Origin of the sequence: Pseudomonas sp. PDM04 (assembly GCF_014851765.1) — a bacterium.
In the GTDB taxonomy this organism is placed as follows: Bacteria; Pseudomonadota; Gammaproteobacteria; order Pseudomonadales; family Pseudomonadaceae; genus Aquipseudomonas.
This window is the reverse complement of the sequence record NZ_JACVAI010000007.1, coordinates 191,357-208,917: the sequence shown is the minus strand read 5'-3', so window position 1 is coordinate 208,917 and position 17,561 is coordinate 191,357. Positions and strand designations below refer to the sequence as shown.

Here is a 17,561-nt window from a genome sequence, read left to right as displayed (position 1 = left end):
CCGATTCTTCCTACGCTTGATCTTACCTTCGGCTTACGGCAACTTGCGCGCTTCTAACGATAAGGAGTCGCCAATGTCCGCTTCAATGGCCCAGGCGTTCGCGCATAATTTTCTCGGGCAATCACCTCGCTGGTACAAGATCACCCTCATCGGCTTTCTGGTGCTCAATGCCTTGGTGTGCTGGACCGTGGGCCCGGTCGCTGCCGGTTGGCTGCTGGTGCTGGAATTCATCTTTACCCTGGCCATGGCGCTCAAGTGTTACCCGCTGATGCCCGGCGGTTTGCTGCTGGTCGAAGCCCTGCTGCTGAAGATGACCACACCCCAGGCGCTCTACGACGAACTGCTGCACAACTTCCCGGTGATCCTGCTCCTGATGTTCATGGTGGCGGGCATTTACTTCATGAAGGACCTGCTGCTGTTTCTGTTTTCCCGTCTGCTGCTCGGCGTTCGTTCCAAGGCGATGCTGGCCCTGATGTTCTGTTTCCTGTCGGCGTTCTTGTCGGCGTTTCTCGATGCGCTGACGGTGACCGCCGTGATCATCAGCGCGGCCGTGGGGTTTTATTCGGTGTATCACCGGGTCGCTTCGGGCAATGACCCGCGCCAGGACAGCGAATTCAGCGATGACCGGCATCTGCCCAGGCTGCACCATGACGACCTCGAACAGTTCCGCGCCTTCCTGCGCAGCCTGCTGATGCACGGCGCCGTCGGCACCGCACTGGGCGGCGTCTGCACCCTGGTCGGCGAGCCGCAGAACCTGCTGATCGGTCACGAGATGGGCTGGCATTTTTCCGAGTTCTTCCTGAAGGTCGCGCCGGTTTCCCTGCCGGTACTGGTGGCTGGCCTGGTGACCTGCGTGCTGTTGGAAAAATGGCGCTGGTTCGGTTACGGCACGCTGTTGCCAGATAACGTGCGCGCCGTGCTGGCCAATTACGCCGCCGAAGACAACGCCGAACGCACCTCGCGCCAACGCGCGGCGCTGATCGTTCAGGGCCTGGCCGCACTGATCCTGATTGCCGGCCTGGCCTTCCACATTGCCGAGGTCGGCCTCATCGGCCTGATGGTGATCGTGCTGATCACCGCCTTCACGGGCATCACCGATGAGCACCGCCTCGGTAACGCCTTCAAGGACGCCATGCCGTTCACCGCGTTGCTGGTGGTGTTCTTTGCCGTGGTGGCGGTGATTCACGATCAGCAGTTGTTCAGGCCGCTGATCCAGTGGGTGCTGGCTCTGCCGACGGATCAGCAACCGGGCATGCTGTTTATCGCCAACGGTTTGCTGTCAGCCATCAGTGACAACGTGTTCGTCGCCACCATCTACATCACGGAAGTCAAACAGGCATTCCTGTCCGGTCACATCAGCCGCGAGCATTTCGACACCCTGGCGATTGCCATCAACACCGGCACCAATCTGCCGAGCGTGGCGACCCCCAACGGCCAGGCGGCGTTTCTCTTCCTGCTGACGTCGGCGATTGCACCGCTGATTCGCCTGTCCTATGGGCGCATGGTGTGGATGGCGTTGCCCTACACCGTGGTGATGGGAGGACTGGGGTGGTATGCGGTGAGTTACTGGTTGTAGGCCCGAAGAAAAAGGTGGGAGCGAGCCTGCTCGCTCCCACCTTTTGTTTGCGTGTTTATCGGGGCAGGATGTACCGCTCGATCGCCTGCGCCGCGCCCTCTTCGGTATTGGCGCCGGTGACCACGTCGGCCTGGCGCTTGACCGCCTCCTCCGCCTGCCCCATGGCAATCGACAGCCCGGCACGCTGAAACATCGCCGGGTCGTTGCCGCCATCGCCCATGGCCGCCGTCTGTGCCAGCGCGACGCCGAGGAACGTGGCCAGCGTTTCCAGCGCCTCGCCTTTGTTGGCTTGCATCGCGGTCACGTCCAGGTACACCGGTTGCGAGCGCGACACCTGCGCCTGACCCTCGACCTTCGGCAGCAATTGCGCCTCCAGTTCGATCAACAGCTGCGTGTTGTTGCTCGCCGCGACGATCTTGTCGATGCGCTGCAGGTACGGCTCGAAACTGTCCACCACCACTGGCGGATACCCCAGACCGTGCTGTTCCCGAGGCACCATTGGCCCCTTCGGGTCCTTGACCAGCCAGTCGCCACCGCTGAACACCCAGACCTCGATGTCCGCCAGGTCGGCGAACTGCGTCAGCGTGGTCAACGCCACCGTGGCGGGCAGGTAATGCGCGACCAGCAGGCTGCCATCGGGATGCACGATCGTGCCGCCATTGAACGCCGCCGTCGGCAAATCGACGCCCAGGGCTTCGATTTGCTGCAACATGGCCTTGGGGGGACGCCCGGTCGCCAGGCTGAACAGGACGCCCGCCTCGCGCAACGAACGCACGGCGTCGAGGGTCTTTTGGCTGAGACTGTGGTCGGGCAGCAACAACGTACCGTCCATGTCACTGAGCAGAAACCGGATGGGTCGTGGCGTGGCGTCACTCATCCGAGGCCATGCCAGACGCGGCCATCGCGGGTCAGCAGGTCTTCGGCGGCGCTCGGCCCGTCTTCGCCGGCAGCGTAGCTCTGCACACTCGCGTCCTGTTGCCAGGCATCGAGGAATGGCTGCACCGCGCGCCAGCCGTTTTCAATGTTGTCGGCGCGCTGGAACAGCGTCTGATCGCCCGTCAGGCAATCGTAGATCAGGGTTTCGTAGCCGGTGGACGGCTGCATTTCGAAGAAATCCTTGTAGGCAAAACCCAGTTCGATATTGGCCATTTTCAACGCCGGTCCAGGGCGTTTGGCCAGCAGGTCGAACCACATGCCCTCATTCGGCTGAATCTGGATCCGCAGATAGGTCGGCTGCAGCTCATCGACCTCGGTGTCGCGGAACTGCGCGTAGGGCGCCGGTTTGAAGCAGATGACGATCTCGGTGTCGCGCACGCTCATGCGTTTGCCGGTGCGCAGGTAGAACGGTACGCCGACCCAGCGCCAGTTGTCGATCATGACCTTGAGGGCCACGTAGGTTTCGGTGGTGCTGTCGGGCGCGACGTTGTTTTCCTGGCGATAACCCGGCAACGACTTGCCCTCGACCTCGCCAGCGACATATTGGCCGCGCACCGAGTTGGCCCGCGCCTCTTCGGTGGACCAGGGACGAATGGCCCCCACCACCTTGGCTTTCTCGCCCCGAACCGCATCGGCGCCAAAGGCTGCCGGCGGCTCCATGGCCACCATGGCCAGCAACTGGAACAGGTGATTGGGCACCATGTCCCGCAACGCGCCCGTGTGCTCGTAAAAACTGCCACGGGTCTCCACGCCGACGGTTTCGGCGGCGGTGATCTGCACGTGGTCGATGTAATGATTGTTCCAGAACGCTTCGAACAGGCTGTTGGAGAACCGGCTGATCAGAATGTTCTGCACGGTCTCCTTGCCCAGGTAATGGTCGATCCGGTAGATCTGGTTTTCCGTCATCACCTTGAGCAGGCAGGCATTCAACGCTTCGGCGGTGCGCAGGTCGGAACCGAACGGTTTTTCGATCACCACCCGCCTGAAGGCTTCCGGGGTTTCCTGCAGCAAACCGGCAGCGCCGAGGCGGCGCACCACTTCGCTGAAGAAGCGCGGCGCGGTGGCCAGGTAAAACACCGCATTGCCGGTGCCGCTGGCGGCGATTTTCTCCGCCAGCGCCTGATAGGTGCTGTCGTCCAGGAAGTCGCCCTGGACATAGCTGATGCCCTTGGCCAGTTGGGCCCACAGTTGCGGATCGAGGGCCTGGTCGCCCTTGCCGACCTTGCTGGCCACTTCGGCGCGAATGAAATCCTCGAGCTTTTGCGCAAAGGCCTCATCGGTGATGGCGTTGTGGTCAACGCCGACGATCCGCAACCCATCCCCCAGCAGGCCGTCGCGACTCAGGTTGTACAGCGCCGGCATCAGCAGGCGCTTGACCAGGTCACCGTGGGCACCGAACAGGAACAGCGTGGTCGGTGGTGCAGGTTCTGCCTTGGATTTGTTGCGGATCAGTCGGGTCATTTTTTCGCCGTCTCCACGTGACCACCGAAGCCGAAGCGCTGGGCCGAGAGGATCTTGTCACCGAAGGTGCCCTGCCCGCGCGAACGATAGCGGGCAAACAGCGAGTTCGACAGCACCGGCACCGGCACCGCCTGTTCCATGGCCGCCTCGATGGTCCATTGACCTTCGCCGCTGTCCGCCACGGAGCCGGAGAAATTATCCAGCTGCGGATCGGCCGCCAGGGCATCGGCGGTCAGGTCGAGCAACCACGACGAGACCACGCTGCCACGGCGCCAGACTTCGGCGATGTCGCCGACGTTCAGGTCGAAGCGCTGGTCTTCCGGCAGTTGGGTGCTGGACTTGGTCTTGAGAATGTCGAAGCCTTCGGCGAAGGCCTGCATCATGCCGTACTCGATGCCGTTGTGGATCATCTTGACGAAGTGCCCGGCGCCCGCAGGGCCGGCGTGGATGTAGCCGCGCTCGGCACGGTCGTCTTCGGATTTGCGGTCCCGGGTGCGAGGAATATCGCCCATGCCCGGCGCCAGGCTGGCGAACAGCGGGTCAAGGCGCAGCACGGTCTCGGCGTCGCCACCGATCATCATGCAATAGCCGCGCTCCAGGCCCCAGACACCGCCCGAAGTGCCTACGTCGATGTAGTGCAGGCCTTTTTCCGACAGCGTCTTGGCACGACGGATGTCATCCTTATAGAAGGTGTTGCCGCCGTCGATGATGGTATCGCCCGGTTCGAGCAAGGTGCTCAGGGTGTCGATGGTGTCTTCGGTCGGTGCGCCTGCTGGCAGCATGACCCAGATCGCTCGTGGCTTGGACAGACCGGCAACCAGGGCCGGCAGGTCGGCCACGCCGCTGGCGCCTTCGGCGGCGAGCGTATCGACAAAGGCGGTATTGCGATCGTAAACAACGGTGGTGTGCCCGTTGAGCATCAGGCGCCGCGCGATATTGCCGCCCATGCGGCCCAGTCCAATAATCCCGAGTTGCATGTGCTGATGCTCCCTACTACAAATAAAGTGTGTCAATGGTTATAGCCCAACGCGACTAATGGGGGTTAGTCCAGAGCGTCGGCATGAAGTTTCCGGGCATTGTGCCCGATCCCGATGGATAACGTCGGGAATCGTTGCAAAGACACAACGACCGTGAAAAATAAAAAAGTTCCCTTCCCGGGCAAAAGAAATCAAAATTGGCGCCGATAGTAGATCTGTACCCGATGTCGGGGCAGTTTTACAGTTGAGGCAGCCATTTGCGAGGTGAGCAATGGGCACAGTACAAGCAGCACGGCCAGCACAAACCCTTTACGTCACGATCCGCCGCGATGAATTGCGCCAGTTGAAAGACGAACGCGACCAGTTGAAGCAGGAAGTTGAACAATTGCGCCTGCTGACGCAAGGTCTCCAGGCTCCGAAGCCGGTCACCCTGCGCGCTCCCCACGCCTGATCCCCGCCTGACTCGGAAACAGCCCCGGCGCTGTTTCCGAACGCCATCACGATTCACCCACGCAAAGCTCACGAAACTTTCACAAGCGCTTGTCGATACTCCGCCCCTTTAGGGTCGCCCGGTATCCGAGCGGCACCCGTTCGTCGGCGACTTTGCGGTCCCGGCGGTGGAACGTGATTTCGGCTGGAGCACGCAATGGCTTTGTTTCAACGCAGCAGTTCGACTGAGAAAGGATTCGATTGGCCAGGGTTTCTCTGGCTGTTCCTGTTCTTCTGGTATTTCTCGGGCATCACTCAACTGCTGATCCAGTTGACCGGCACCTCGGGCTTCACCGGGTTTCGCCAAGCCTTCGTGATGAGCGCCGTCTGGCTGGCGCCAATGCTGCTGTTCCCGAAACAGACCCGGGTCATGGCGGCGGTGATCGGCGTGGTGCTGTGGGCCTGCTCCATGGCCAGCCTCGGCTACTTCTTCATCTATCAGCAGGAATTTTCCCAAAGCGTCATCTTCATCATGTTCGAGTCGAACGTCGCTGAAGCCGGCGAGTACATGACCCAGTATTTCGCCTGGTGGATGGTGCCGGCGTTCCTGGCCCATACGCTGTTCGCCTACTTCCTCTGGACCCGGTTGCGCCCGGTGTACCTGCCACGCGGTCGCGCACTGGTGGCGGCGACGGCCATCGTGGTCGCCGTGGTCGGTTATCCCTTGATCAAGCAAACTCTGCGCACCGGCAGCCTGGCCGACGGCTTCGAAAAATTCGAAACCCGCATCGAACCCGCTGTGCCGTGGCAGATGGCCGTGGCCTATCACCGCTATCTCGATACCCTGGCCGGCATGCAGGACATGCTTACCAGCGCCAGCCAGGTTCCCCCTTTGCGCAACCTGAAGGACTCAACGGCCAACCAGCCGGCCACCCTGGTGCTGGTGATCGGTGAATCCACCAACCGCCAGCGCATGAGCCTCTACGGCTACCCGCGCCAAACCACGCCGGAACTGGACAAGCTCAAGGACCAACTGGCGGTCTTCGATAACGTCATTACCCCGCGCCCCTACACGATCGAGGCGTTGCAGCAGGTGCTGACCTTCGCCGACGAGGAAAACCCCGACCTGTACCTGTCGACCCCGTCGCTGGTGCGCATGATGAAACAGGCCGGCTACAAAACCTTCTGGATCACCAACCAGCAGACCATGACCAAGCGCAACACCATGCTCACGACCTTCTCCGAACAGGCCGACGAACAGGTGTACCTGAACAACAACCGCAACCAGAATGCCGCCCAGTACGATGGCGATGTGATCGAGCCGTTCAACAAGGCCCTGGCCGATGCGGCGCCACGCAAGCTGATCGTCGTGCACCTGCTGGGCACGCACATGAGCTACCAGTACCGCTATCCGTCGAACTTCGACAAGTTCCAGGACCGCAACGGCGTACCGGCCGGCGTACGTGACGATCAGTTGCCGACCTACAACAGCTACGACAACGCGGTGCTGTACAACGACTTCGTGGTCTCGAGCCTGATCAAGGATTACGCCAAGTCCGACCCGAACGGCTTCCTGCTGTACCTTTCCGACCATGGCGAGGATGTTTTCGACTCGGCGGGTCACAACACCCTGGGACGCAACGAAGCCAAGCCGACGGCGCCGATGTACACCATCCCGTTCATCGCCTGGGCCTCACCGAAATGGCGTGAAAGCCACGACTGGAACTTCGTCGACGACCTGGACCGTCCCTACAGCAGCTCGCACCTGATTCATACCTGGGCCGATCTGGCGGGGCTGAGTTTCGATGGCCTGGACCGCAGCAAGAGCCTGGTCAGTGCCGACTTCAAGGCACGCCCCTTGATGATCGGCGACCCTTATGCACGCGAGCAGAAGGCATTGATCGACTTCAGCCTGATCAAGCCCAAGGTGAAGCCGGACCCGGCGGAAGTGGTGGTGAAGTAATCCTGTCAGGGGCCGGTTCCGGCCCCTTTTTTCTGCGTCTGCCGCGCCGAATGTCCGAACATGGGTGCCGTTAATTCCCGTTTAACGAAGTCGGGCGGACAATTGCCTTTCGACATGGCTTCATGGATGGAAGGCACCCGTTATCCGTTATGGGAGACGCACCATGAAACGCACACCCGTGATCATGGCCGGCCTGATGACCTTCGTTTCGGTCGGCGCATCGGCCGAAGGCGGCGCTGAACGCATGCGCTACTACTACGAAAGCCTGAGGGCCGGCCAACAGGCCCAACACACCCGGCAAACCACCGAGCTCAAGGTTCCAGACGATCAAACCGCGCAGGTGACCGAGCGCTACAAACCCTGATGCAAACCGCCTTGACGTGGGAGCGCGCCCCGCTTGCCGGCGCCGCTCCCACCGACCTACGGCGGTCCAGAACAGCAACCGGCCGTGCGCCGGGTCGGATTGCATTTCCATCCTCAACTGTGGGAGCGAGCCTGCTCGCGATGAGCCTGAGAGCACCGCGCTCGAAAAGCAAGCCTGCACCACCACTGCCGTCGATTGCCGGCAGCCGGTCTCGCGCCCCCATCAAAAAAGCAAGCGACGCGCAGGTCAATGCCCCCAGATCAACGCTTCGGTCCATCCCAGTTCGGCAAAATCCGCCGCACGCAGGCCTGACTCGCCGGCACAGAAAAACTCGTCCAGTTGTGGCGGCGCGATCGAGGTTCCACTGAGCATCGCGTGCACCTGGCCGCGATGGTGAATCTGATGTTCGAACAGGTGCGACAGCAGGCGCAAGCGACTGTCGTGTTGCGGGGTTTCGCGGGCGATGGTCACGATCCTGCCCAGGTCAGCATCACGCAGTTGCTCGCAATAGGCGATCAGCCGGCGATCCACCTGGACCTGTTCGCGCGCAAGGTCTGTGGCGTCGGTACAGGGTTCGTCGACGGTGAAAAACACCAGGCAGTCCGGATGGGGCACGTCCGCGCGCAACTCTCGCTCCAGCGCATCCACATAAAACCAGTCAACGGTCAGGATATGGTTGAGCGTCGCGCGCAGGCTGGGGAAGAAACTCACCCGCGGTGCCGCCAGATCGTCAGGGCTCAACTGGCGCCAGGCCTTGGCCAGCCGATGATTGGCCCAGGCGTTCTGATACGCCATGGTCAGTAAGTGATGGGACAAGGGCTGATTCATGTCGCGCTCCCTGAGTTCAAGCGTCGGCGAAACGTTGCAGCTGCATTTCCTGTAGTCGGCTAAGGGTGCGGCGGAAAGGAAACTCCAGATAACCTTCGGTGTAGAGCGATTCCATTGGCACCTGCGCTTCGAGGTACAACGGCACTTTGCGGTCGTAGCATTCGTCCACCAGCGCGATGAAGCGCCGGACACCGTCGTCATGCACCGACAGCTGGGGCAATTCGCGATCACCCGCCGCCACCCGTTCGGCACCGTCTTCCGTGCCGCGGGCAATGCGCCCTTCGCGCTTTTGCGCGCTGAGGTTGGGCACATCACTCAACAGAATAGCCTTGTAGGTGTCGCACAGCGCCATGAAATCCATGGCCGCCAGAGGCTGTTCGCACAGATCGGCGTAACGGCTCCAGAGCACGCTGTCGCTGGCCTGCACCACGTCCAGTGAACGGTAGCCGACCTTGATCGGCTCGCGGGACACCGACTGGCCGGCGGTCAGGGTCTTGAACACCTCGGCCAGCGCGCCGGGCTGTCCGGGCTCGGCGACCCAATAGCGCTGCAAACCGGTGCCGGGATGCAGGCGATGATCTTCGCCGCCATCCACCGCAATCACCTGCATGTGCCGCTTGATCGCCTCGATGGCCGGCATGAAGCGCTCCCGGTTGAAGCCATCGGCATACAACAGATCGGGCGGCTGGTTGGAGGTGCAGACCACCACCACACCCTGGTCGAACATTTCCTGGAACAAGCGCCCGAGGATGATCGCGTCGCCAATGTCATTGACGAACAATTCATCGAAACACAGCACGCGCACGGCTTCGCTCAATTCCCGGGCCAGCGCTTTGAGCGGGTCGGCGGTGCCTGTCAGCTGAAACGAACGCTGATGCACCCAGCCCATGAAGTGATGGAAATGCTGGCGCCTGGCCGGGACGTGCAGGCCTTGATGGAACTGATCCATCAACCAGGTCTTGCCACGCCCGACCGGCCCCCACAGGTACACGCCCTGCACCGGCGAAGGGCCGCCTGCGTGCAGCGCTTCGTAACACTTTTGCAGGGCCCAGACAGCGTGTTCCTGGGCTTCGTCCTGGACGAAGCCCTTCTGTTCGATGGCGTGTTGCCAGGCGCTTAAGGGAGAGTCGGCATTCATGCGCGGCAGTATGCCATCGCCGCACCACGACGACAGGGAAAATATCCAGCCCCTGATTCGGAGCCCAAAGCACCTTGACCTAATAAATTACAAACATCATATTAATACATGTCGAGTGAAATTTATAACGCACCGCGTCTTTTCTTCCAGGAGTCTTCCCCATGCATTACAAAGTATTCGGCCGCAAAACCGGCCTGCGTGTCTCGGAACTGGCGCTGGGCGCCGGCAACTTCGGTACCGGCTGGGGCCATGGCGCCGAGCGTGATGAAGCCCGGCGCATCTTCGAAGGCTACCTGGAAGCCGGGGGCAACTTCATCGACACCGCCAACGGTTATCAGGGCGGACAGTCGGAAGCCATGCTGGGCGAACTCATCGGCCCGGAGCGCGATCGCCTGGTCGTCGCCACGAAATACAGCCTCGGGACCACGCCGGCAGCGAGCATTTCCCACACCGGCAACAGTCGCAAGAACATGGTGCGTGCCGTGGAGGAAAGCCTGAAACGGCTCAAGACCGATCACATCGACCTGTTCTGGGCCCACATGAGCGACGGCGTGACACCGATGGAAGAAATCCTCCGGGGTTTTGACGACCTGGTGCGCGCCGGCAAGATTCATTACGCCGGGCTGTCGAACTTCCCGGCGTGGCGCATCGCCCGCGCCGACGTACTGGCCGAACTGCGTGGCTTTGCGCCGATTGCCGCGATTCAGGTCGAGTACAGCCTGGTGGAGCGCAGCGCCGATCGGGAAATGCTGCCGATGGCCGAAGCCCTGGGGCTGGCCGCCACGCTGTGGTCGCCGCTGGGTGGCGGCTTCCTCACGGGCAAATATCGCCAAAACGACGGCGACAACCGCGCGAGTAAACTCGGCATGCTGGTTCACGCCGAAAAAAGCGCCCGGGAGACCGCCCTGCTCGACACCCTGCTCGCGGTCGCCAAAGAATCGGACGCCAGCCCGACCCACGTGGCCATCGCCTGGCTCCTGGAAAAAGCCCGGCGCTCGACGACAGCGCTGATCCCGATCCTGGGCTCTCGTTCCCGTGAACAACTGGACGGGACGCTGGGGGCGTTGAACCTGCGGTTGAGTGCCGAGCAGTTGTCGCGACTGGATTCGGTCAGCGCCGTGGAAGCGGGAGTGCCCCATGGCACCATCGTCGGATCGCAGCCACGCTACTCCGGGACTGAGACCCTGGACCTGCCGATCATTCCAGTGGCCTGACCCGCTACCCTACGTGGGAGCGAGCCGGCTCGCTCCCACAGGTTTGTGTCACACGGGTTTTCTGGCATCCTTCGCCTCCCTTTTCCGACCCGGCCACCTTTCGGCACGCAAACCACCATGATCGCCTCTGAAAAAGCCCCCGCTCCGCGCCACAGCGACCTGCTCTACGGCCTCGACGACCGCCCGCACCTGACCGCCACGGTGTTCGCTGCGCTGCAACATGTCCTGGCCAGTTTCGTCGGGATCATCACCCCGACCCTGATCATGGGCAGTGCCCTTGGCCTGCAAAGCGAAATTCCCTACCTGATCAGCATGGCGCTGTTCGTGTCCGGGCTGGGAACCTTCGTCCAGGCGCGGCGGATCGGCCCCATCGGCTCGGGGCTGCTGTGCCTGCAAGGCACCAGTTTTTCCTTTATCAGCGTCATCCTCAGCGCCGGTTTCATGGTCAAGGCCCGGGGTGGCGGCACGGATGAAATTCTCTCGACGATCTTCGGCGTGTGCTTTTTCGCGGCATTCATCGAGGTCGCGTTGAGCCAGTTCATCGGCAAGCTGCGGATGCTGATCACGCCGGTGGTGACCGGGACGATCATCACCCTGATGGGGTTGTCGCTGATCAAGGTCGCCATGACCGACATCGCCGGCGGCTTCGGCGCAACCGACCTGGGCGCAGCCAGCCATCTGGGGCTGGCGGCCCTGGTGCTGGGCACCATCGTGGTTTTGAACCGGGTGGATGTGCCGTTCCTGCGCCTCGGCGCCATCGTCATCGCCCTCACCCTCGGCTACTTCGTCGCCTGGCTCATGGGCCGCGTGGATTTCGCCAGCCTGCCCGAGGTGCCACTGATGAGCGTGCCGGTGCCGTTCAAGTACGGGTTCAACTTCGACTGGGTGGCGTTCGTGCCGGTGGCCGTGATTTTCCTGGTGTCACCGCTGGAAGCCGCCGGTGACCTGACGGCCAACTCGATGATTTCCCGGCAGCCGGTCAAAGGCCCGGTGTACATCCGCCGGATCAAGTCCGGCCTGCTGGCCGACGGGCTCAACTCGGCCATGGCTGCGGTGTTCAACAGCATGCCGATGGTCACCTTCGCGCAGAACAACGGCGTGATCCAGCTGACCGGCGTCGCCAGCCGCTACGTGGCGTTTTTCATCGCCGGCCTGCTGGTGCTGCTGGGGCTGTTCCCGATGATCGGCGCGGTGCTGCAACTGATGCCCAAACCGGTGCTCGGCGGTGCTGAACTGGTGATGTTCGGCACGGTGGCGGTGGCCGGTGTGAAGATCCTCGCCGAAGCCGGCCTGCACCGGCGCAACATGCTGATCGTGGCCATTTCCATCGGCATGGGCCTGGGTGTAGCGGCCGTGCCGGAGGTGCTGCGCGAACTGCCCAAGGCGTTGCACAACATCTTCGAATCGCCGATCACCGTCGGTGCGTTGTGCGCTATCGTGCTGAATATCTTCCTGCCCGAGGAGTTCATCGAGCTGGAAGAAGACGATTTCGACCCGGAAGCCTCGATTCTCCAGGTCATGGAAAACCCGGATGTCCCGGCCAAGGGTGAACCCGCTCCGCCAGAGGTTGTCGCACAGTTGAACCGCTAGGCAAGCTCTAGGCCGAGCCCCGGTGGTTCGGCCTTTTCTTCAAGAGAGCTTGCCATGCGCCGCATTCACGCCATTGTCCTTTCCCTTCTTCTGCTGTCCCTCAGCGCCTGCGCGCTGCTGCCCGATCGCGACCCGTTGAACATCAACGTGGTGGGCTTCGACCCGCTGCCCAGCCAGGACATGGAAGTGCGTTTTGCCGTGAAAATCCGCGTGCAGAACCCCAACGACACTGCCATCGACTACAACGGCGTGGCCCTGGACCTGTCCGTCAACGGCCAGCCCCTGGCCTCCGGTGTCAGCGATCAGTCCGGCTCGATTGCGCGCTTTTCCGAGACGGTGCTGAGCGTGCCGGTCAGCGTTTCGGCGTTCTCGGTGCTGCGTCAGACCCTGGGCCTGAGCCAGACCCAAACCCTGAACAACCTGCCTTACGTCTTGCGCGGCAAACTGGCGGGAGGCTTGTTCGGCACCAAGCGTTTCACCGATAGTGGCAAGCTCAGCCTGCCGGGGTCGACGGCGGGCACCTGGTAACCACATCCGCCAAGGAGCCACACCGCGCATGGACGCCCTGCCCACGCTCTACACCGAACGCCTGATCCTGCGCCCGCTGGAGTTGGCCGATGCCGATGGCATTCAGCAACAGTTTGCGCACTGGGAAGTGGTGCAGTACTTGAACGCACTGGTCCCCTGGCCCTATCCCCCGGACGGCGCCCTGACCTACCTGCGTGACATCGCCCTGCCGGCGATTGCCCGCGGCGAGGAATGGCACTGGTCGATCCGCTTGAAATCCGCGCCAGCGCAATTGATTGGCAATGTCAGCCTGATGAATGAACAGGACAACAACCGGGGCTTCTGGCTGGGCCCGGCCTGGCAAGGCCGGGGATTGATGACCGAAGCCTGTGCCGCCGTGACCCGATACTGGTTCGAAACCCTGGGCCGCTCCGTTCTGCGTGTGCCCAAAGCGGCGGCCAACACCGGCTCGCGCAAGCTCTCGGAGCGTACCGGCATGCGCCTGATCCGCACCGGGGAAGACGATTTCGTCAGCGGTCGGTTACCCAAGGAAATCTGGGAAATCACTCGGCAGGAGTGGCTGGCGCAGGGTTGAGCCACTCACACCGTTGAGGCCCCTGTGGGGGTGGGCCTGCTCGCGAGGCGGCAGATCAGGCGACCCAATGTTCCTGAACGTCCGCTATCGCGAGCAGGCTCGCTCCCACAGAGAGTGATGTGTCGACTAAGGACAACAGGTTCAACCGGTGAACTTGACCCCTGGCCTGGCCCGCTCATCCACCGTCAACTCGAACACGTCCGGCCGCGCATAGTGGCCCACTACGTCGTAGTCATACCGCGCGCGGACCAACTCGTCGGTGTCGATTTCAGCGCTGATCAATCCAGCGCCGCCCCGCAGCGGTCCGGCGAGGACGTCGCCCATCGGTCCGACGATCACGCTGCCGCCGGCTATCAACGGGCGGTCCGCCGGCCAGTTGGCGATTTCCACCCCCAGCGCTTGCGGGGAGTCCTGAACCTGGCAGGCACTGACCACGAAACACCGGCCCTCATGGGCAATATGGCGCATGCTGACCTGCCACATGTCGCGCTCGTCCACCGTTGGCGCGCACCACACCTCGATCCCCTTGGCGTACATCGCGGTGCGCAGCAGCGGCATCATGTTTTCCCAACACACCACCGCGCCGAGGCGTCCGACCTGGCTGTCGATCACCGGCAGGGTCGAACCATCGCCCTTGCCCCAGATCAAGCGTTCCGTACCGGTCGGCATCAATTTGCGATGCTTGGCCACCAACCCGGCCTGCGGATCGAAATACAACGCGGTGCAATACAGGGTGCTGCCGGCACGTTCGATCACACCGATCACCAGGTTCGCCCCGGTCCGCGTCGCGAGCCCGGCCAGCGCGTCGGTTTCCGCGCCGGGCACATCGATGGCGTTGGCAAAATAGCGGGCGAAGGCTTCACGACCTTCGGGCAGTCGATAACCCAGTTGAGTGCCAAACCCCTCGCCTTTCGGGTAGCCGCCCAACAGCGCTTCGGGCATGACCACCAGCGCGGCGCCCGATTCAACGATGGCGCTTTCATACGAGAGAATCTGTTCCAGGGTTTGCGCCTTGCCGCCGGGCAAAGCGCCGATCTGCAGCGCAGCAACGATTGATTTGGGCATTGCGATCTCTCCATTCACTTCAGGTGTTGCTCATTCTCCGGCGCCACGGGATCATGAATAAAGCCCGCCTCACTGCTGAATGATATGAATCAAATGAATATCGCAACACTCGACCTCAACTTGCTCAAAGTCTTCGAAGCCTTGCATGAAGAATCCAGCGCCAGCCGTGCGGCCCTGCGCCTGGGCGTGACGCAGTCAGCCGTCAGCGCGGCCTTGCGCCGGTTGCGCGAGGTGTATGGTGATCAGCTGTTCGTGCGCACGGGCCGCGGGCTGGCGCCCACGCTCCAGGCCAACCAATTGAAACCGGTGGTCAGCGAAGCCTTGAACAAATGTCGGCAGAGCCTGGCGATGGTCGATCCGGCGGCGCATCAATACGACGGCCGTTCGGTGACGGTCGGGTTGTCGGATGATTTCGAAATTGCCTACGGCCGTCGCCTGATCGAAGAAATTGCCCGCTGCGCGCCGAAGTTGCGCCTGATCTTTCGCCAGACCCACAGCCAGATCGTCGCTCAGGCGCTGATGGAGCGCAGCATCGACCTGGCGATCACCGCCGGCGGATTTGCCGAACGCCTGCTCAGCCGGCAGGTACTGGGCGAAGGCGATTACCAGTGCCTGGTCGATCCGATCAGCCTGGACGAAGGGCAACAGCAACTGAGCCTGGAGGAGTTTGTCGCGCGCGAGCACATTCTGGTGTCCTCGGGCGGTTTTATCGGGATCACCGATGAGGGCCTGGCGGCGTTGGGCCTGAGCCGGCGCGTTTGCGCTTCGACCACGCATTTCGCGGCGCTGCCGCACTTGCTCAAGGGCAGCCAGGCGGTGGCGACCATTCCGGCGCATGCCGCCCGCAGCATCGCGGCGTTGAGCGGCCTGGCCTTGCTGCCCTGCCCTTTGGCGCTGCCGCGCTATCCGGTCGAACTGGGCTGGCGCACCAGCACACAGCTGGATCCGGTGGTGTTAAAGGTCCGCGAGGCGATTGTCGCCTGTTTCGCCTGAGGCCCGGCCTTACTTGCTGGCCGCCATCAAACGGTTGACTTCACTGCGCACCATGTTGGCGTATTCCGGGGGCGACATGCCGTCGAGTTCGGCCCGAACCCACTCGGCCCATTTGCCTTTACGCTTGGCCCGTTCGCCGAACAGCCGTGCCGCCTCGCCCTTGGCTTTGCCGAGGTTGTTCTGCCAGAGTTCGAACAGGCGCGACTTCTCGTCTTCCAGCGCCGCACGTTCGGCAAGGGGTTTATTGGCCAGATTGAAGCTCATGGGAATTACCTGCTGCGTAAATAGCCGTCATCTTACACTGTAGGAAGAAATCCCCCGCGCTGGATTTCTTCTGGATCGAGCCCGTACGCAAAATCGCTGCAACTTTTACCGTCACCACAGACTCCATTGTTCACTGCCCATTCATCCTCAAGGAGTAACCCAATGGCCCGGAAAACCGTCGCACAAGCTGCCGAAGATCAAATCAAGGATCAGGCCTTCAGCGAGCTTCAGGCGTTGATCGAAGAATCGGAAAAATTGCTCAAGAGCAGCGCTTCGCTGGTCGGTGAAGAAGCCGACACGCTGCGCGGGCAGATTGCCCAGAAACTGCAGCAGGCACGCGACTCGGTGACCAGCGTTCGCGACCGCACCTTGCCCGCGGTCGAAGCCACCGAGACCTACATTGGTGGCCATCCATGGCAGACCGTGGCGATTTCCGCCGGGTTCGGGCTGGTGGTGGGTCTGCTGCTGGGCCGCAAGTAAGACGAACCTCTCCGTGGAACGAGCCCGCTCGGTTCCACGGGGAGTGCCCCCAGTCAGCGGATTTGCAGCCTGTCAGTCGCCCGCCAATTCACGCAAATTCGCTAACGTCGCTTCATCCAGCGCAATCCCCTGTGCCACGGATTTCGCCCGCTGGTGATGCCGACGATCGCCCGGCAATCGCTTGAGCCCCACACCATGCATCTGCCGCACCAGTTCCTGGCTGCGCTCGGCGAAGCTCTGCCCTGCCGCCTTGCTCGGGTCGATCACGATCAACAGTTGTCCGGTCCATGGCGTCCTGGCACCAGGGTGGTTAGACCAGTCGAACTCGAAAGAAAAATGGCCGCCGGTCAACGCCGCCGCCAGCAACTCCACCATCATCGACAGCGCCGAGCCTTTGTGCCCGCCAAACGGCAGCAACGCGCCGCCCTCGAGGATCGCCTTCGGGTCCTGAGTCGGCTGGCCGAGGCCGTCCACCCCCATGCCCGCCGGCAGGCGTTCGCCCTTGCGCGCGGCGATCTGCACATCGCCATGGGCGATGGCGCTGGTCGCCAGGTCGAAGACGATCGGGTCGCCGTCGGCCCGTGGCGCGGCGAAGGCAATCGGGTTGGTGCCGAACAGCGGACGATCGGCGCCGTGCGGCACCACGCAGGTCATGCTGTTGACCACGCTCAACGCCACCAGCCCTTCATAGGCGAACGGTTCGACGTCCGGCCACAACGCCGCGAAATGGTGTGAATTACGAATCGCCAGTACCGCGATACCGGCACTGCGGGCCTTTTCCACCAGCAAGCCGCGCGCGGCCGCCAGGGCTGGCTGGGCGAAACCGTTGCCGGCATCGACACGGACGAACCCGGATGCCACGTCCTCGACCACCGGTACGGCCTGGCCGTTGACCCAGCCGCTCTTGAGGGTCGACACGTAACCGGGGATGCGGAAAACACCATGGCTGTGCGCACCGTCGCGCTCGGCGCCGGCACAGTTTTGCGCCAGCACCCGGGCGACCTCCGGCGAGGTGCCATGGCGCAGAAAGATCTTCTCAAGCAACCCCGTCAGCTCGTCGAGGCCCAGGTTGTGCGAGACAGCAGTAGACACTTGATCGTGTGGCGCAGACATCTGAAGCTCCAGACTGATTATTGGAGGGGGCAACAGCGTGTGAAGACCCGCTGATTTACCACGCGAGA

The 17,561-nt window shown here is 62.4% G+C and carries 18 protein-coding genes; 10 read left to right on the top strand and 8 right to left on the bottom strand.

Translation table 11 applies throughout. The annotated features are described in order from the left end of the window. Positions 1-73: 73 nt before the first annotated feature. On the top strand, positions 74-1,576 hold the full coding sequence (nhaB, locus tag IB249_RS25655; protein ID WP_192308562.1) for a sodium/proton antiporter NhaB: 1,503 nt from the start codon (positions 74-76) through the stop codon (positions 1,574-1,576). A 55-nt stretch (positions 1,577-1,631) separates the two neighbouring features. Here the strand turns inward: nhaB and IB249_RS25650 are convergent, their stop codons facing one another. From IB249_RS25650 to gnd, 3 genes are read right to left on the bottom strand one after another with little or no spacing between them, the layout of a single operon-like run. Next, a complete protein-coding gene (locus tag IB249_RS25650) occupies positions 1,632-2,453 on the bottom strand; it encodes an HAD family hydrolase (protein ID WP_192308560.1) in 822 nt (273 codons plus the stop codon). Continuing rightward, complete coding sequence (gene zwf, locus IB249_RS25645) at positions 2,450-3,973, bottom strand: glucose-6-phosphate dehydrogenase (protein WP_192308558.1); 1,524 nt, start codon at positions 3,971-3,973, stop codon at positions 2,450-2,452. The genes IB249_RS25650 and zwf overlap by 4 nt, the downstream gene beginning before the upstream one ends. Beyond that, positions 3,970-4,950: a phosphogluconate dehydrogenase (NAD(+)-dependent, decarboxylating) gene (gene gnd, locus IB249_RS25640; RefSeq protein WP_192308556.1), complete on the bottom strand. Its 981-nt coding sequence runs from the start codon at positions 4,948-4,950 to the stop codon at positions 3,970-3,972. The genes zwf and gnd overlap by 4 nt, the downstream gene beginning before the upstream one ends. Before the next feature lie 271 nt (positions 4,951-5,221). Between gnd and IB249_RS25635 the strand changes: the two genes are divergently transcribed. From IB249_RS25635 to IB249_RS25625, 3 genes are all read left to right on the top strand, one after another. Then, on the top strand, positions 5,222-5,401 hold the full coding sequence (locus IB249_RS25635) for a DUF6026 family protein (RefSeq protein ID WP_192308554.1): 180 nt from the start codon (positions 5,222-5,224) through the stop codon (positions 5,399-5,401). Positions 5,402-5,596: 195 nt separating this feature from the next. Continuing rightward, positions 5,597-7,342, top strand: a complete 1,746-nt coding sequence (locus IB249_RS25630; RefSeq protein WP_192308552.1) for a phosphoethanolamine transferase CptA — start codon at positions 5,597-5,599, stop codon at positions 7,340-7,342. A gap of 163 nt (positions 7,343-7,505) precedes the next feature. Beyond that, complete coding sequence (locus IB249_RS25625) at positions 7,506-7,706, top strand: hypothetical protein (protein WP_192308550.1); 201 nt, start codon at positions 7,506-7,508, stop codon at positions 7,704-7,706. 246 nt (positions 7,707-7,952) lie between these two features. Here IB249_RS25625 and IB249_RS25620 read toward each other — a convergent pair whose 3' ends face one another. Together IB249_RS25620 and zapE are read right to left on the bottom strand one after the other, a co-directional pair. After that, entirely contained in the window at positions 7,953-8,534 is a 582-nt protein-coding gene (locus tag IB249_RS25620; protein WP_192308547.1) for a DinB family protein, read from the bottom strand. A 16-nt stretch (positions 8,535-8,550) separates the two neighbouring features. Continuing rightward, on the bottom strand, positions 8,551-9,672 hold the full coding sequence (zapE, locus tag IB249_RS25615) for a cell division protein ZapE (protein ID WP_192308545.1): 1,122 nt from the start codon (positions 9,670-9,672) through the stop codon (positions 8,551-8,553). Positions 9,673-9,833: 161 nt separating this feature from the next. On the opposite strand from zapE, the gene IB249_RS25610 reads away from it, so the two are divergent. From IB249_RS25610 to IB249_RS25595, 4 genes are all read left to right on the top strand, one after another. Further along, on the top strand, positions 9,834-10,886 hold the full coding sequence (locus tag IB249_RS25610) for an aldo/keto reductase (RefSeq protein ID WP_192308543.1): 1,053 nt from the start codon (positions 9,834-9,836) through the stop codon (positions 10,884-10,886). Between the two features lie 117 nt (positions 10,887-11,003). After that, positions 11,004-12,476 carry a nucleobase:cation symporter-2 family protein gene (locus IB249_RS25605; RefSeq protein ID WP_192308541.1) on the top strand — a complete coding sequence of 491 codons (1,473 nt, stop codon included), beginning with the start codon at positions 11,004-11,006 and terminating at the stop codon, positions 12,474-12,476. Positions 12,477-12,530: 54 nt separating this feature from the next. Beyond that, positions 12,531-13,004: an LEA type 2 family protein gene (locus IB249_RS25600; protein WP_192308539.1), complete on the top strand. Its 474-nt coding sequence runs from the start codon at positions 12,531-12,533 to the stop codon at positions 13,002-13,004. 28 nt (positions 13,005-13,032) lie between these two features. Then, positions 13,033-13,578, top strand: coding sequence for a GNAT family N-acetyltransferase (locus IB249_RS25595; protein WP_192308537.1), 546 nt, complete (start codon positions 13,033-13,035; stop codon positions 13,576-13,578). 141 nt (positions 13,579-13,719) lie between these two features. Here IB249_RS25595 and IB249_RS25590 read toward each other — a convergent pair whose 3' ends face one another. Further along, positions 13,720-14,643, bottom strand: a complete 924-nt coding sequence (locus IB249_RS25590; protein ID WP_192308535.1) for a carbon-nitrogen hydrolase family protein — start codon at positions 14,641-14,643, stop codon at positions 13,720-13,722. Positions 14,644-14,727: 84 nt separating this feature from the next. On the opposite strand from IB249_RS25590, the gene IB249_RS25585 reads away from it, so the two are divergent. Further along, on the top strand, positions 14,728-15,636 hold the full coding sequence (locus tag IB249_RS25585; RefSeq protein ID WP_192308533.1) for a LysR family transcriptional regulator: 909 nt from the start codon (positions 14,728-14,730) through the stop codon (positions 15,634-15,636). A 9-nt stretch (positions 15,637-15,645) separates the two neighbouring features. Here IB249_RS25585 and IB249_RS25580 read toward each other — a convergent pair whose 3' ends face one another. Then, positions 15,646-15,900 carry a hypothetical protein gene (locus IB249_RS25580; protein ID WP_192308531.1) on the bottom strand — a complete coding sequence of 85 codons (255 nt, stop codon included), beginning with the start codon at positions 15,898-15,900 and terminating at the stop codon, positions 15,646-15,648. Positions 15,901-16,062: 162 nt separating this feature from the next. On the opposite strand from IB249_RS25580, the gene IB249_RS25575 reads away from it, so the two are divergent. After that, the gene (locus tag IB249_RS25575) at positions 16,063-16,380 is read left to right on the top strand and encodes a DUF883 family protein (RefSeq protein ID WP_192308529.1); all 318 of its coding nucleotides are present in this window, start codon (positions 16,063-16,065) and stop codon (positions 16,378-16,380) included. 72 nt (positions 16,381-16,452) lie between these two features. On the opposite strand, the gene IB249_RS25570 is transcribed toward IB249_RS25575, so the two are convergent. Then, entirely contained in the window at positions 16,453-17,493 is a 1,041-nt protein-coding gene (locus IB249_RS25570; RefSeq protein WP_192308527.1) for an Ldh family oxidoreductase, read from the bottom strand. Positions 17,494-17,561 lie beyond the last annotated feature (68 nt).

Coding starts and splice junctions, on each gene's coding strand:
- IB249_RS25625 (WP_192308550.1), top strand. CDS start 7,506: ATGAAACGCACACCCGTGATCATGGCCGGCCTGATGACCTTCGTTTCG.
- IB249_RS25585 (WP_192308533.1), top strand. CDS start 14,728: ATGAATCAAATGAATATCGCAACACTCGACCTCAACTTGCTCAAAGTC.
- IB249_RS25595 (WP_192308537.1), top strand. CDS start 13,033: ATGGACGCCCTGCCCACGCTCTACACCGAACGCCTGATCCTGCGCCCG.
- IB249_RS25635 (WP_192308554.1), top strand. CDS start 5,222: ATGGGCACAGTACAAGCAGCACGGCCAGCACAAACCCTTTACGTCACG.
- IB249_RS25580 (WP_192308531.1), bottom strand. CDS start 15,900: ATGAGCTTCAATCTGGCCAATAAACCCCTTGCCGAACGTGCGGCGCTG.
- IB249_RS25630 (WP_192308552.1), top strand. CDS start 5,597: ATGGCTTTGTTTCAACGCAGCAGTTCGACTGAGAAAGGATTCGATTGG.
- IB249_RS25600 (WP_192308539.1), top strand. CDS start 12,531: ATGCGCCGCATTCACGCCATTGTCCTTTCCCTTCTTCTGCTGTCCCTC.
- IB249_RS25605 (WP_192308541.1), top strand. CDS start 11,004: ATGATCGCCTCTGAAAAAGCCCCCGCTCCGCGCCACAGCGACCTGCTC.
- nhaB (WP_192308562.1), top strand. CDS start 74: ATGTCCGCTTCAATGGCCCAGGCGTTCGCGCATAATTTTCTCGGGCAA.
- IB249_RS25650 (WP_192308560.1), bottom strand. CDS start 2,453: ATGAGTGACGCCACGCCACGACCCATCCGGTTTCTGCTCAGTGACATG.
- IB249_RS25610 (WP_192308543.1), top strand. CDS start 9,834: ATGCATTACAAAGTATTCGGCCGCAAAACCGGCCTGCGTGTCTCGGAA.
- IB249_RS25590 (WP_192308535.1), bottom strand. CDS start 14,643: ATGCCCAAATCAATCGTTGCTGCGCTGCAGATCGGCGCTTTGCCCGGC.
- zapE (WP_192308545.1), bottom strand. CDS start 9,672: ATGAATGCCGACTCTCCCTTAAGCGCCTGGCAACACGCCATCGAACAG.
- IB249_RS25620 (WP_192308547.1), bottom strand. CDS start 8,534: ATGAATCAGCCCTTGTCCCATCACTTACTGACCATGGCGTATCAGAAC.
- IB249_RS25575 (WP_192308529.1), top strand. CDS start 16,063: ATGGCCCGGAAAACCGTCGCACAAGCTGCCGAAGATCAAATCAAGGAT.
- IB249_RS25570 (WP_192308527.1), bottom strand. CDS start 17,493: ATGTCTGCGCCACACGATCAAGTGTCTACTGCTGTCTCGCACAACCTG.
- gnd (WP_192308556.1), bottom strand. CDS start 4,950: ATGCAACTCGGGATTATTGGACTGGGCCGCATGGGCGGCAATATCGCG.
- zwf (WP_192308558.1), bottom strand. CDS start 3,973: ATGACCCGACTGATCCGCAACAAATCCAAGGCAGAACCTGCACCACCG.